The 13,881-nt window shown below is 71.6% G+C and carries 12 protein-coding genes; 6 read left to right on the top strand and 6 right to left on the bottom strand.

Features of this window, described 5'->3' with window-relative positions; translation table 11 throughout:
- Nucleotides 1–15: 15 nt before the first annotated feature.
- Nucleotides 16–531, top strand: a complete 516-nt coding sequence (locus FFS51_RS10635) for a hypothetical protein (protein ID WP_137878325.1) — start codon at nucleotides 16–18, stop codon at nucleotides 529–531.
- An 86-nt stretch (nucleotides 532–617) separates the two neighbouring features.
- The gene (locus tag FFS51_RS10640; protein WP_137878326.1) at nucleotides 618–1,712 is read left to right on the top strand and encodes a heparan-alpha-glucosaminide N-acetyltransferase domain-containing protein; all 1,095 of its coding nucleotides are present in this window, start codon (nucleotides 618–620) and stop codon (nucleotides 1,710–1,712) included.
- 11 nt (nucleotides 1,713–1,723) lie between these two features.
- On the opposite strand, the gene FFS51_RS10645 is transcribed toward FFS51_RS10640, so the two are convergent.
- Nucleotides 1,724–3,337, bottom strand: a complete 1,614-nt coding sequence (locus FFS51_RS10645) for an ATP-binding cassette domain-containing protein (protein WP_137878327.1) — start codon at nucleotides 3,335–3,337, stop codon at nucleotides 1,724–1,726.
- A gap of 188 nt (nucleotides 3,338–3,525) precedes the next feature.
- Nucleotides 3,526–4,206, bottom strand: a complete 681-nt coding sequence (locus FFS51_RS10650; RefSeq protein ID WP_137878328.1) for an alpha/beta hydrolase — start codon at nucleotides 4,204–4,206, stop codon at nucleotides 3,526–3,528.
- A gap of 101 nt (nucleotides 4,207–4,307) precedes the next feature.
- On the opposite strand from FFS51_RS10650, the gene FFS51_RS10655 reads away from it, so the two are divergent.
- The 3 genes from FFS51_RS10655 to FFS51_RS10665 are packed head-to-tail and all read left to right on the top strand — an operon-like array spanning nucleotide 4,308 to nucleotide 7,921.
- Nucleotides 4,308–4,943 carry an NUDIX hydrolase family protein gene (locus tag FFS51_RS10655; protein WP_056518746.1) on the top strand — a complete coding sequence of 212 codons (636 nt, stop codon included), beginning with the start codon at nucleotides 4,308–4,310 and terminating at the stop codon, nucleotides 4,941–4,943.
- A gap of 21 nt (nucleotides 4,944–4,964) precedes the next feature.
- Nucleotides 4,965–6,875: a M3 family metallopeptidase gene (locus FFS51_RS10660; protein ID WP_137878329.1), complete on the top strand. Its 1,911-nt coding sequence runs from the start codon at nucleotides 4,965–4,967 to the stop codon at nucleotides 6,873–6,875.
- Entirely contained in the window at nucleotides 6,872–7,921 is a 1,050-nt protein-coding gene (locus FFS51_RS10665; protein ID WP_249352710.1) for an FUSC family protein, read from the top strand. The genes FFS51_RS10660 and FFS51_RS10665 overlap by 4 nt, the downstream gene beginning before the upstream one ends.
- An 84-nt stretch (nucleotides 7,922–8,005) precedes the next feature.
- On the opposite strand, the gene FFS51_RS10670 is transcribed toward FFS51_RS10665, so the two are convergent.
- Both FFS51_RS10670 and FFS51_RS10675 read right to left on the bottom strand, forming a co-directional pair.
- The gene (locus tag FFS51_RS10670; RefSeq protein WP_137878330.1) at nucleotides 8,006–9,076 is read right to left on the bottom strand and encodes a threonine aldolase family protein; all 1,071 of its coding nucleotides are present in this window, start codon (nucleotides 9,074–9,076) and stop codon (nucleotides 8,006–8,008) included.
- A 30-nt stretch (nucleotides 9,077–9,106) separates the two neighbouring features.
- The gene (locus tag FFS51_RS10675) at nucleotides 9,107–10,519 is read right to left on the bottom strand and encodes a DUF6421 family protein (protein ID WP_212742811.1); all 1,413 of its coding nucleotides are present in this window, start codon (nucleotides 10,517–10,519) and stop codon (nucleotides 9,107–9,109) included.
- A 128-nt stretch (nucleotides 10,520–10,647) separates the two neighbouring features.
- On the opposite strand from FFS51_RS10675, the gene FFS51_RS10680 reads away from it, so the two are divergent.
- On the top strand, nucleotides 10,648–11,136 hold the full coding sequence (locus FFS51_RS10680) for an Lrp/AsnC family transcriptional regulator (protein ID WP_045247422.1): 489 nt from the start codon (nucleotides 10,648–10,650) through the stop codon (nucleotides 11,134–11,136).
- A gap of 182 nt (nucleotides 11,137–11,318) precedes the next feature.
- On the opposite strand, the gene FFS51_RS10685 is transcribed toward FFS51_RS10680, so the two are convergent.
- Both FFS51_RS10685 and FFS51_RS10690 read right to left on the bottom strand, forming a co-directional pair.
- A complete protein-coding gene (locus FFS51_RS10685) occupies nucleotides 11,319–12,629 on the bottom strand; it encodes an aspartate aminotransferase family protein (protein WP_137878331.1) in 1,311 nt (436 codons plus the stop codon).
- A gap of 72 nt (nucleotides 12,630–12,701) precedes the next feature.
- Nucleotides 12,702–13,847: an ABC transporter substrate-binding protein gene (locus FFS51_RS10690; RefSeq protein WP_045247424.1), complete on the bottom strand. Its 1,146-nt coding sequence runs from the start codon at nucleotides 13,845–13,847 to the stop codon at nucleotides 12,702–12,704.
- Nucleotides 13,848–13,881: the final 34 nt, after the last annotated feature.

The following is a 13,881-nucleotide window of genomic DNA, read 5'->3' on the forward strand; positions in this document are numbered from 1 at the left end:
TGCTATGGTGTGGCTATGACGGCGGCGCGCGGGCGGAGTGCGGCGATCACCGTCGCCGTGGTCGGCACCGTGCTCGTCATCGCCTATGCGGCGCTCGCCGCGGTTCAGGTACTCGTGCTCAATCCGCTCGCCGCCTGGCCTGGCTCCGATCTGGCCGCGATCCGCGCCGACGTCGAGGCCGCCGGCGAGTCGCTCGACGAACTCACGGTCGGCATCGTGCTCGGGATCGGCGTGGCACTCGCGGTCGTGATGCTGGTCGTCGTGATCGTCGAGCGGTCCGCGGGGGTGCTGGCCGCCACGGCGATCTACCTCGCGCTGCTCGTGCTCGGGGAGCCGGCGTACATCTTCGCGTCGTTCGGCGCCGGCATGGCGCTGGCCGACACCTATGGCATCGCCGGTGCCGACGCGTCGCCGTGGGCCATGCCCCTGCACGTGACGAGCCTGCTCGCGCTCCTCGGTCTCGTGGTCGTCGGGGTGGTCGCAGTGCGTCGACGACTGCGTCGCACGCCCGCGGCTCCCACCCCGGCCTGATCCGTCGTCGCGCGGCCCGCAACACCCTCGACATGCGGCCTCGCTAGCATGGCCGCACGCTCCACCCCCCCGGAGAAGAAGAGCGGATGTCGCACCCCCTCCAGACCGCATCCCATGCCCCGGTCGCGCCCCGGCGTCAGATCGGTCGCCTCGTTGTGCCCGACGTGCTCCGCGGCATCGCGATCGTCGCGATGCTCATCGCCCACGCCGACGGAGCCCTGCTGCGCGGGATGCCGGCGCCCATCGACCTCGCGATGGACGAACTGAACGACCTGGCGTCCCCGCTGTTCGCGTTCGTCATGGGGATCTCCGCACAGCTGGTGTGGGATCGCACCGTTCCCGGTCGGCGGGGCGTCGTCGTGGTGCAGCAGATGGCGCGCGGGGTCATCCTCATCGTGCTCGGTGTCTGGCTCGCCGCGTGGGGCGGATGGGTCGACGTCGTGCTCGCCTACCTCGGCGTGCTGCTCATCGTCGCGGCGCCGCTGCTCGTGCTCTCGTCGGTGTGGATCGTCGGCATCGCGGCGGCGCTCGTTCTGCTCGCCGAGCCGCTCGTGCAGACCGCCCAGCTCCTGCTCGCGCCTGCGGTCGCCGACCTCTCGGTGCCGATCGCGGCGGATGCCGCGCGGTGGGTCGCCCTCGGCGCCAACTACCGCCTGCTGAGCCTTCTGCCGATGTTCCTGCTCGGTGTGCTCGCCGCACGTCGTGGAATGCCCGCGGGTGCCGCGCTCGGCCCGATCGCCGGCGTCGGGCTGATGCTCGCCGCGGTGGAGCCGATCGCGAGCGCGACGCTTCCCGGCGGATGGTCGTCGGGCGGGTGGATCGACACAGCCCACGACCTCGCGCTCGTGCTGCTCGTCTACGCGGGGGTGGCCGGCCTCGCGGGCGTGCGCTCACCCGCCCTGCGGCGGGTGCTGCGGGTGCTGGCGGTGCCCCTGCGGGCGTGCGGTTCGGTCGCGCTGAGCCTGTATGTGCTGCAGATCGCGCTCATCGCGTGGTGGTGGTCGATGGGCATCGGATACCAGCGCACCGAATGGGGACTGTGGCTGGTGCTCGTGCCGGGGCTCGTGCTGATCGGGCTCGGGTGGTGGCGCGTCGTCGGCCTCGGCCCGATCGAATGGCTGCTCGGCGCCGTCACCGGGCGTTATCGCCTCATCGGTCGGCCGCAGTCCGGCGAACGCTGAGCCGCCCCACCCTAACGGGGCGCCTCGACCTCGCGCAGCACCCCGTCCCGCAGCTCGAGAACGAGGTCGAGGCCGAGTCGCGCGAGGAAGCCATCGTCGTGGCTGACCACCACCACGGCGCCGCGGTAGCCGCGCAGCACGTCGACGACCTGATCGACGGTGTCGAGGTCGAGGTTGTTGGTGGGCTCATCGAGCACCAGCAGCTCGGGGGGTGGCGAGGCCAGCAGCAGCCGGGCGAGCGCGGCGCGGAACCGTTCGCCGCCGGACAGGCTCGACACAGGCCGGTCGACAACGGCTCCGCGCAGCAGGAACCGGGCGAGGTCGTTGCGCAACCTCACGACGTCGACGGATGCCGCCTCCCCGGCGACGTTCTCGAGCACCGATCGATCGTCGCAAGGTCCGTCGACCCGTTGGGGCAGGTAGCCGACATGCGGCACCGTCACGGCGACCCGCACCTCGCCGGCCGGCACGGCGACGACCCCGGCTTCGGCGACCAGAGCGCCGAGGACCGTCGACTTGCCGGCGCCGTTCGGACCGATGATCGCGATGCGCTCCGGCCCGCGCACCACCCATTCGCGCGCGCCCGAGGAAACGGTCAGCACCCGCCGGCTCGGCGAGAGGTCAGGCGCCGGCAGCACGATGCGCATCGATGGGTCATCGCGCACGAGTCGCCCGGCCGCGTCGAGTGCGGCACGCGCGGCATCCTCCTTCCGGCCGGCCTCGCTGCGCAGGCGTCCGGCCGAGACCTGTGCGGCACCGCGTCGGCCGTGGGCGACGATCTTCGGCACCCGCTTCTCCCGTTCGGCCTTCGCGGCCTGCTGCCCGCGGGTCGCGAGCGTCGACTGCACAGCGATGCGCTGACGCTTCTCCCGCCGCAGGTCGCCGGCAGCTGCGGACTCGGTGCGTCGCGCGGCATCCTGCGCGGTCTCGAGCGCGGCGCGCCACGCGGCGTAGCCGCCGCCGGTCGTCGTGAGCCGCCCGGCGTAGAGTTCGGCGGTCTCGTCCATCAGGTCGAGCAGTGTCGTGTCGTGACTGACGACGATGAGCGCGCCCGGCCAGGCCGTGACGAGCGCGCCGAGACGGTCGCGGTGATCGCGGTCGAGGTTGTTGGTCGGCTCGTCGAGCAGGGTGATCGGCGCGCGTCGCAGGCGGATGCCGCACACCGCCGCGAGCACGGCCTCCCCTCCTGAGAGCGCGCCGACGGGTCGATCGAGCATCCCCGGGTCGAGGCCTGCGTCGGCCAGGGCTGCGCCCGCGCGGGCCTCGACGTCCCAGTCGTCGCCGACCTCCTCGAACCGGGCCGGGTCGACATCGCCGTCGGCGATCGCGCGCATGGCGCGCAGTGACCGGCCCACTCCGAGGAGGTCCGCGACCGGACGATGGACGTCGAGCGTCAGGGTCTGGGCGAGATGGTCGACGGTGCCCGTCGTGCTGATCGCGCCGGCCGCGGGCGTGAGATGCCCGGCGATGAGTTGCAGCAGGGTGGACTTGCCGGCGCCGTTGCGCCCGATGAGTCCGGTGCGCCCGGCGCCGAATGCGCCCGACACGGATTCGAGCGCCGTGGTGCCGTCGGGCCAGGTGAACGTGACGCGGTCGAGCACGACCGCGGGTGCGGTGGATGACATGGGGTCTCCCGGGTGTGGTGGGTGCACCGACACCGGGGCTCACGCTCGAAGCGCGCCCGCACCGCGAAACGGTGACTCGACGGTGTCAGCGCCAGATGGCGGACAGGGAACCGTCGATCAATGTCACCGGAAGATCCTCACACTCGGAACAGGACGCGGGCAGTCTATCCGCGACCCGCGCGCGGCGGCTAGCCCCGCGGATCCGCCGACGCCTCGCGGATGTCGCCGAGTCGTGCCACGAGGAACGCGTGCACGTCGGCCAGCTCCGCCTCCGAGACGCTGTGGGTGAGGCCGGGATACACACGGCCGCTCAGCGCGACGACGTCGGGGAGCCACCGCACGGTGTGCTCGACGAGCGCCGCCGGAATGACCTCGTCGCGCGCGCCGCGGCCCCAGAACACCGGCGGGCGCAGCCGGGCGAGCTCGGTGTCGGTCGGCAGCCCGCCGGGTGCGACGTAGCCCGACAGGTTCACCGCGAACGCGAAGCGCTCGGGGCGCAGTCGCAGCGCCTGTAGCGACACCGCCGCGCCCTGCGAGAACCCGAGGAGACCGACGGATGCCGCGGCATCCACGTTCTCGTCGACCCAGTCGAGCACGCGCTCGGCGGCCGCGGTGATCGCCGCCGGGTCGCGGCCGTCGAGGTCGTCGATGGGATACCAGCGGTGCCCCGACATCGGCCACGGTGCGGGCATCGGCGCGCGCAGCGAGACGCCCAGGTACTCGGACGGGAGGGAGGGGAGCAGGCCCACCAGGTCGTTCTCATCCGAGCCGTAGCCGTGAAGAAGCAACAGCACAGGCCGGTCGCCGCGGTCGGACAGCGGGGCGGCGTAGCGCACGGCGCTGCCGTCGAGGGACGGGATCTCGCTCACGGGCCCATCCTGCCGCACTGCCCCGACACGGCGGCATCCGTTCTGCGCCGCCGGCCCCGGTCGACATCTGTGCGTCACACGCGGTGGGGTATACAGGAGGCATGGCGGTGCGCACTCCCGATCCCGACCCCTCGGAGGGGAACGACGACGCGCGCGGCGAGGTGCCGCGCGACCCGTTCCGATCGTTCGCAGGCGGTTTCGCCGAGTCGGGCGGCGGCCCGAACCCGGCATGGCTCACCGACGTCGAGCTCACCGAGGCGCGACGTCGACTGCCGATGCTCTACGTCGAGGCGCTGCCCGTGCGCACCGACGGCGTCGGCACCGTGACGCAGGTGGGCATCCTGCTGCGTGCGACGCCGCTGGGTGAGATCACCCGCACGTTGGTGTCGGGGCGGGTGCGCTACGGCGAGACCGTGCGCGACGCTCTGTTCCGTCACCTCGAGAACGACCTCGGGCCGATGGCCTTCCCGCTGCTTCCGCCCCAGCCGAACCCGTTCACGGTGGCCGAGTACTTCCCGATCCCCGGTGTCAGCCCCTTCTACGACGAGCGTCAGCACGCCGTGTCGCTCGCGTTCGTCGTGCCGGTCACGGGCACGTGCGAGCCGCGCCAGGATGCTCTCGAGGTCACCTGGATGACGCCGGAGGAGGCGGCATCCGACACGCTCTCGGCCGAGATGGAGGGCGGCCGCGGCACGCTCATCCGTCTGGCGCTCGCGAGCGTCGGCGCACTGCGCTGAGGCGCCCCCTAGTCTCGAAGGGTGAGAGAGCCGCTGCAGTTCCCTGAGGCCGCCGACGCGTGGCTCCCGTTCGTGACCGCCTTCGCCGCCGACCGCACCGCGGTCGTCTCCGACGTCGACTGGCGCCTCGTGCAGGATGCCTCGCTCGCACCGATCGAGCGGCTGGAGCTGTGGAATGAGGCGGACATCGCGCTCGGCGAGCTGCTCGGCGCCGCCTACCTGATCAGCGAGTCGCACCCGGACGCGGCCGTGCGCGAGGCCGCCGAGTCGGCCGCGCAGGAGGCCGAGGCGCTCGCCGCCGCCCGCCTGCTGAACCCCGACCTGTGGGCGGTGTTCGCCGCCGCGGATGCCGCGGCCCTCGACCCGCTCGAGCAGCGCCTGCTGTCCCACATCCGCCGCGACTTCCGCCGCGGCGGCGTCGACCTCGACGCCGAGACCCGCGAGCGGGTGCGCTCCCTCGTCGAACGTGACACCGCGCTGAGCCTGGCGTTCTCCCGCAACATCCGTGACGGCCGTCGTGAGATCCGCGTGCCCGCCGAGGGGCTCGCAGGTCTCCCGCAGGACTTCATCGACGCGCATCCGGTCGACGAGGACGGCCTCGTGACCCTCACGACCGAGTACACCGACCTCATGCCGGTGCGCGAGTACGCGCGGGTGCGCGAGACCCGCCTCGCCCTCGTCGCCGCCTACAACGACCTCGCCTGGCCCGACAACGAGTCGGTGCTCGCCGAGCTGCTCGAGGTGCGCGCCGAGCGCGCCCGCCTGCTCGGCTACGCCGACTGGGCCGAGTACGAGACCGAGACCCGCATGATCGGCTCGGGCGCCGCGATCCCGGCGTTCCTCGAGCGCCTCGACATCGCGAGCGACCTCGCTTCGTCCGCCGAGTACGCCCGCGTGCTCGCGCGCCTGCGGCAGGACGCCCCCGACGTAGACGAGGTCACGATCGCCGACTTCTGGTACGTGCTGGGCGCGATCAAGCGCGAGGAGTACGACGTCGACGCACAGCTGGTGCGCTCCTACTTCCCGTTCGAGCGGGTGCGCGACGGCATCCTCGACGTCACCGGGCGCCTGCTCGACATCGAGTACGTGCAGGTCGCGGCGCCCACGTGGCATCCGGATGTCGCGTCCTACGACGTCGTGCGCGGCGGCACGGCGCTCGGACGCATCCATCTCGACCTGCACCCGCGCCCCGGCAAGTACAGCCACGCCGCCTGTTTCCCGCTCGTCCCGGGAATCGAGGGGCGGCAGCTGCCCGAGGCGGTGCTGCTGTGCAACTTCTCGCGCGGGCTGCTCGAACACGACGAGGTCGTCACGTTCTTCCACGAGTTCGGGCACCTGGTGCACGACATCCTCGCGGGCGGGCAGCGCTGGGCGCGGTTCACGGGCATCCAGACCGAGTGGGACTTCGTCGAGGCGCCGAGCCAGCTGCTCGAGGAGTGGGCCTGGGACGCGGGCGTGCTCGGGTCGTTCGCGGCGAACGCCGCAGGCGAGCCGATCCCCGCCGACCTCGTCGCCCGCATGCGCACCGCCGACGCCTTCGGCCGCGCGCTCGAGGTGCGCCGCCAGCTCGGTCACGCGACGGTCTCGTACCGACTGCACGTCGACCGGCCGGGCGACCTGCAGGGCGCGACCGAGCGGTTCTACGCCTCGACGAGCCCGGTGCAGCCGCTGCGCGGTGTGCATCCCTATGCCGGGTTCGGCCACCTCACGGGGTACGGCGCCTGCTACTACACGTATCAGTGGAGCCTCGTCATCGCCCGCGATCTGCTGTCGGCGTTCGACGGCGATCTGATGAACCCGGATGCCGCGGCCCGCTACCGCACCGAGGTGCTCGAGCGCGGCGGCACCCGCGACGCGCGCGAGCTCGTCGAAGAGTTCCTCGGCCGGCCGTTCGCGTTCGACGCCTATCGGGCGTGGCTCGCGGGCGAATGACCGGCACACCGCGCCCCGACGCCCCGACCGGGGTCATGCGCGCTGTGCTGCGCGTCGGGCCGAGCGGTGGCGCACACCGCGTGGCGCTCCGGGTGGCGGTCAGCCTCGCCGTCCCGCTCGTCGTGCTGTGGGCGCTCGGACGCCTCGACCTCAGCATCTACGCCACCTTCGGCACGTTCGCCTCGCTCTACGGCCGCTTCGACCGCTACGGCGACCGGCTGCGCATGCAGCTGGCGGCGGGCATCCAGATCATCGTGACGATGACGATCGGCACCGCACTGTCGGCCGCGGGCGTCGACGACGTCGTGCGCGTGATCGTGGTCGCGGTCATGGCCGCGCTCGTGACGGTGCTGGCCCACCGTGCGCGCTGGCATCCGCCGGGCGCCCTGTTCACGGTGTTCGCGGGCGGCGCGGCGGCCAGCATCCCCGCGACGTTCGCCACCCTGCCCGAGCCTGCGATCATCGGTGGCGCGGCCGTCGCCTGGACGCTGCTCGTGACCGGTGCCCTCGCGGCGTGGGGCACGCTGCGGCGCGGCGCCGCCCCGCGCTCCGCACGGCCCGCGCCACCGTCCTACCGGTCCGCCTGGGAGCTCGGCGCCACGGCCGGCATCGGCACCCTGCTCGCCGGCCTCACGGGTCTCGCCCTCCTCGGCACCCACTGGTACTGGGCGATGGTCGCGGCGGTGGCCGCCCTCGGTGGCGCGCACCTGAACGCGCGGGTCGCCCGCGGCATCCAGCGACTCGTCGGCACCCTCATCGGCGTCGTGCTCGCCGCAGGACTGCTCGCATTGCACCTGCCACCGCTCGCCACGATCGCCGTCGCCGTCGTCTGCCAGGTCGGGGCCGAGCTGTTCGTCGGCCGCAACTACGGCATCACGATGGTGTTCGTCACCCCGCTCGCGCTGTCGATGGTCGAGCTGGCCGCCCCGACCTCGCCGCAGGAGCTGCTCGTCGACCGGGTGCTCGACACGCTCATCGGCGTGGTGATCGGCACGATCGTGGCCGTCGTGTGGGCGCAGCTGCGCTCTCGCCGGCCGGCGGGCTGAGGGCCTGTCCGCCCCGTGCGCTGACTGCGCCTGCGCAGGCGCGCGCTCACCGTGACCCCGCGGATGGCGCCCAGGCCCTGGGGTCTAGGCCGCCGACGTCTCCCGCGCGATCGCCGCGACGAACGCGTCGATGTCGTGCTCGCTGGTGTCGAACGAGCACATCCAACGCACCTCGCGGCGCGACGCATCCCAGTCGTAGAAACGGAACGACCCGCGCAGCCGGTCGGCGACGCCCTCGGGAAGCACCGCGAACAGGCCGTTGGCCTGCGTCGGCTGCGTGAACGAGACGCCCGAGATCGACCCGTCGGCAAGCCCCGCCTCGACCCCGGCGCGCAGGCGCTCGGCCATCGCGTTCGCGTGGCGGGCGTTGCGCTGCCACAGGTCGCCGTCGTAGAGGGCCAGCAGCTGCGCCGAGACGAAGCGCATCTTCGAGGCGAGCTGCATGTTGAGCTTGCGGAGGTACGGCAGACCCTCGGATGCCGCGGCATCCAGCACCACCACGGCCTCCGCCGCGAGCGCCCCGTTCTTGGTGCCGCCGAGGCTCAGCACGTCGACGCCGACGTCGCGGGTGAACGCGGCGAGCGGCAGGTCGAGGGCGGCGGCCGCGTTGGAGATGCGTGCGCCGTCGAGGTGCAGGCGCATGCCGTGGCCGTGCGCGTGGTCGGCGAGCGCCCGGATCTCGTCGGGCGTGTAGAGCGTGCCGAGTTCGGTCGACTGGGTGATCGAGACGACGAGCGGCTGCGCGCGGTGCTCGTCGCCCCAGCCCCAGGCCTCGCGGTCCACGAGCTCGGGGGTGAGCTTGCCGTCGTCGGTGGGCACGGAGAGGATCTTGATGCCGGCGACCTTCTCGGGCGCCCCGCCCTCGTCGACGTTGATGTGCGCTGTCGACGCCGCGATCACCGCGCCCCACCGCGGCAGCATCGACTGCAGGCCGGTCACGTTCGCGCCGGTGCCGTTGAACACCGGGAACGCCGCGGCATCCGCCCCGAAGTGCCCCCGCACGACGTGCTGGAGGCGCTCGGTGTAGGCGTCCTCGCCGTAGGAGATCTGATGCCCGCCGTTCGCCGCGGCGAGGGCGGCGAGCACCTCGGGGTGCACACCGGAGTAGTTGTCGGAGGCGAATCCGCGCACGGCGGTGTCATGCAGGGTGTCCATGGTCACTCCAGCCTAGAAGCGCGGGCGTGCTCAGTCGGTGCCGCGGATGCCGCGGGTCGACGCGATCACGGTGCGCATCTTCTTCTCGAGCGCCTCGTAGAACATCGACAACGGGAACTCGTCGTCGAGCACCGCGTCGGTGTAGCCCGAGGGCGCCCCGGCGAGCACATCGCGATTGAGGCCTGCGGCCCAGTGCGATGCGGGGTGAGGGGTGACGACCGACGCGACGAGGTCGTAGGCGGCGAGCCAGTGCGCGACCTTCGGGCGGTCGATCGAGCGCCAGTAGAGCTCGTCGATCGCCTCGCCGAGGGCGACGACCGCGTCGGGCACGCCGTCCCAGTCGAAGGTCAGCGCGGTGTCGGTCCAGTGCAGCACGCCGCGCTGGTGCAGCCAGGCGAACAGCAGCTGGCCGCCGAGCCCGTCGTAGTTGCGTACGCGGGTGCCGGTGATCGCGAAGCGGAAGATGCGGTCGAAGATCACCGCGTACTGCACGAGCGGCGCGTGCTCGAGGATGGCGCGGGCCGCGGCATCCAGCTCGTCTCCGTCGTCGATGCGGGCCGACAGTGCGCGCTCGAGGGCGACCGCCTCACGGAAGGCGGTGAGGTCGCAGCGCAGCTCCTCGAGCGAGTAAAGGAAGTAGGGCATGCGCTGCTTGATCATGAACGGGTCGAACGGCAGGTCGCCGCGCATGTGGGTGCGGTCGTGGATGAGATCCCACATCACGAACGTCTGCTCGGCGAGGGCCTGGTCGGCGAGCAGGGCGGCGGCGCCCGCGGGGAGGTCGAGCTTGGTGATCTCGGATGCCGCGGCCACCACCCGCCGGAACCGGGCCGCCTCACGGTCCTGGAAGATCGCGCCCCACGTGAACGTCGGGATCTCCCGCATCGCGACCGTCTCGGGGAAGAGCACGGCCGAGTCGGTGTCGTAGCCGGGCGTGAAGTCGAGCAGCCGCAGCGACAGGAACAGTCGGTTCGTGTAGGTCTGCTCGAGGCGGTCGACGAACTCGGGCCAGATGACCTCGCACACGAGCGCCTCGAGGTGGCGGGCACGGGAGCCGTTCTGGGTGTACATCGGGAAGACGACGAGGTGACGCAGGCCATCGACCCGGTGCCGCTGCGGCTGGAACGCGACGAGCGCGTCGAGGAAGTCGGGCACGCCCAGGCCGTCGTCGCTCCAGCGGGCGAGGTCGACGACGAGCGCGTCGAGATAGGCGGCGTCGTGGGGGAAGCGCGGCGCGAGCGCGTGCACGGCGGCGATGACCTCGCGCACGTGCGCACGGGCCGTCTCGAGATCGGATGCCGCGGCCACCGCGCCGTCGGCGCCCTGCAGCTGCTGCAGCGCGGTCGCCGCGTCCTTCAGGGCGAGCCACGCCGGGTCGCGCTCGACGCCGTGGGCGAGAGCGGGATCGATCGCGATGTCGGGGGTGATCGCGGTGACGGACATGAGGCCTCCGATCGGCGCACGGGGGAGAAACCGGGTTCTGATTCCATGCTAACGGAATACTTACGGCAATTCGCTCTTCATGCCGGAAATCCTCCGATGGACCGACATTCCGCTGGTAGTCTCGCGACATGGCCGACGCCGCGACATCCGCCCCCGACGACTCGCCCGTTCCCGTCGAGGACGCGACCGACCTCGAGATCGTGCGCGCCGTGCTCGCCGACGGACGCGTCACCCTCGCACAGCTCGGCGAGCGGGTGGGGCTGTCGGTCTCCGCCGTGCAGTCGCGGCTGCGCAAGCTCGAGACCCGCGGGGTCATCACCGGCTACCGCGCCGTCGTCGACCCCGAGGCCGTCGGCAAGCCGCTCGCCGCCCTCGTCGAGATCACCCCGCTCGACCCCGGACAGCCCGACGACGCCCCTGAGAGGCTCGCGCACATCGCCGAGATCGAGGCCTGCCACTCGATCGCCGGCGACGCGAGCTACATCCTCTTCGTGCGCGTCGCGACGCCCCGCGACCTCGAGACGCTGATCCGCGACATCCGTCAGACGGCCGGCGTCTCGACCCGCACGACCGTCGTGCTGCAGACGTTCTTCGAGAACCGCCCGCTCGCCGTCTGACGGCGGCGGGCTCTGCCGCGCCGCCGTGCGGGCTCGGCCCGCCGCCGCACAAGGTCGGAACCTTCTGCGGACGCGCCGCGCCGCGGCATCCACTCACGGTGTGTCGGTGAAACGTTCCGACATCGTGCGGGTGCGAGGGCGACCGGGGGTGCGTCGCGGATGCCGCGGCCCCCGGGCACCTGTCACGACACCAGCGTCAGCACCTCGTCGTAGGCGGCGAAGGCCTCGGCCACCTCGTCGTCGGTGACGATGCAGGGCGGCACCACGTGGATGCGGTTGTCCTGCACGAACGGCAGCAGCCCGCGGGCGAGCAGCTCCTTCTTGATCGCGCCCATCGTGGCCGCCGGCAGCGGCTCCCGGGTTGCGCGGTCGGCGACGAGCTCCATCGCCCAGAAGACGCCGGTGCCGCGCACCTCGCCGATCGCGGCGTGCTTCTCCGCCAGTTCCGCCAGGCGGGGTGCGATCGAGTCCTCCCCGATGCGGCGCGCATTTTCGACGATGCCATCGGCCTTCATCGCATCGATCGTCGCGACCGCGGCCGCCGTCGCGAGCGGATGTCCCGAATAGGTGAGTCCGCCCGGGAAGACCCGCTCGTCGAACTGCGACGCGATCGCGTCGGAGATGATGACGCCGCCGAGCGGCACGTAGCCCGAGTTCACGCCCTTCGCGAAGGTGATGAGGTCGGGGCGCACATCGAAGTCCTCGAAGGCGAACCAGCGCCCGGTGCGACCGAACCCGGCCATCACCTCGTCGAGGATCAGCACGATGTCGTAGCGGTCGCAGATCTCCCGCACCCCCGCGAGGTAGCCGGGCGGAGGCACCATGACGCCCGCGGTGCCCGGGATCGACTCCAGCAGGATCGCCGCGACCGTCGACGGGCCCTCCGCCTGGATGACGCGCTCGAGGTGGTGCAGCGCCCGGGCCGACTCCTCCTCGGGGGTCGTGGCCCAGAACTCGCTGCGGTAGAGATATGGGCCGAACACGTGCACGTGTCCGCGGGCGAACTCGTTCGGGATGCGGCGCCAGTCACCCGTCGCGACGATCGCCGCCCCGGTGTTGCCGTGATACGAGCGGTAGCGCGAGATGACCTTGTCGCGCCCGGTGACCAGCCGCGCCATGCGGATGGCGTTCTCGTTCGCGTCGGCGCCGCCGTTGGTGAAGAACACCTTCTCGAAGCCGTCGGGCGCGAGTCCCGCGATGCGCTCCGCCGCCTGCCCGCGGGTGAGGTTCGCCGTCGACGGAGCGATCGTCGTCAGCAGCTCCGCCTGGGCGACGATGCCCGCGACGACGGCCGGATGCTGGTGGCCGATGTTGACGTTGACGAGCTGGCTCGAGAAGTCGAGGTAGGTGCGACCCGAGTGGTCCCACACGCGGGTGCCGGCGCCGCCGGCGATGACGAGGGGCGCGAGGGATCCCTGCGCCGACCAGGAGTGGAAGACGTGGGCACGGTCGAGTTCGCTCGTGAGGGTGTCGAGGGTGGGGTCGCTGCTCATGGGGTGCTTTCGTGTCTGATTCGGTGATGCGGGGGCCCGGGCGGACAACGACCCGGGCCCCCGCGCGGCGGCTTAGTTGCCGCCCTCCTTGAGGGTGACCGTGAGGGGAGTGAAGCCACTGCCCGTCACGTCCACGCCCTCGGCCTTCAATTCGTCCAGCGCCTTCTGCACGTACTCGTTCGAGTACGCCGTCGACGGCGGATCCTTCGTGATGATCGTCGAGCCGGTCTCGTTCTTCGTGTTGAGGGCGATGCCGACCGTCTGGTCCCACTGGTTCTTGTTGATGATGCCGATTCCGCTCGTCGAAGGCCAGATCAGCTTGTTGACCTCGTTGGTCATCCACAGCTGGTGGCTGGTGCCGAGGGTGGACCCGGCCTGGGTCACGATGTCCGCCGCCTGCTGCGGGTTGTCGCGGGCGTAGATCCATCCCTCGATCGACGCCTTGATGAACTTCACCGCGGTGTCGGCGTACGCCGGGTCGCTCGAGAGCTTCGCGGTGTCGGCCCAGATGGCGTCCTGCAGCATCGCGGTGCCGTAGTCGTTCCAGTTGATGACGTTCAGGTCGCTCGGCTGGTACAGCTTGCCGGTGGCGGGGTTGATCGTCTCGAGCACCTGCGCGTACTCGTTGTACGTCATGGCCTGTGCCGCGTCGATGTCACCGGACAGGAATCCGTTCATGTCGAACGCCTGCTGCACGAGGGTGATGTCCTTCGTGGTGTCGATTCCGGCCTTCTGCATGCCGGCGAACAGCTCCCACTCGTTGCCGTAGCCCCAGCTGCCGACCTTCTTGCCCTTGAGGTCCGCGGGCGTGGTGATGCCCTTGTCCTTGAAGGAGATCTGCGTGGTGCCCGAGCGCTCGAAGATCTGCGCGATGTCGGTGACGTTCGTGCCCTTCTCGATCGAGCCGAGCACCTTCGGCACCCAGGAGATCGCGAAGTCGGCGTCGCCGGACGCGAGCACGTCGATCGGCACCGTGTCGGTGCCGGCCTCCTTGATCGTGACGTCGAGGCCTTCCTTCTCGTAGAACCCCTGGGCGACGGCGGCGTAGTACCCCGCGAACTGCGCCTGCGGAACCCACTGCAGCTGCAGGGTCACGTGGGTGAGTCCCGCGCTGCTGCTCGACGACGGGGTCGACGACGTGGAACACGCGCTCAGCGTGATCGCCGCGACGACGCCGGCGGCGCCGAGCGCCAGCATCCTTCGTGTGCTGTGCTTCATGGTGCTTCTCCTCTCGGTGGTGCATCGGTGGTGC

It is taken from the genome of Microbacterium sp. 4NA327F11 (genome assembly GCF_005503465.1).
Classification (GTDB): Bacteria; Actinomycetota; Actinomycetes; order Actinomycetales; family Microbacteriaceae; genus Microbacterium; species Microbacterium ginsengisoli.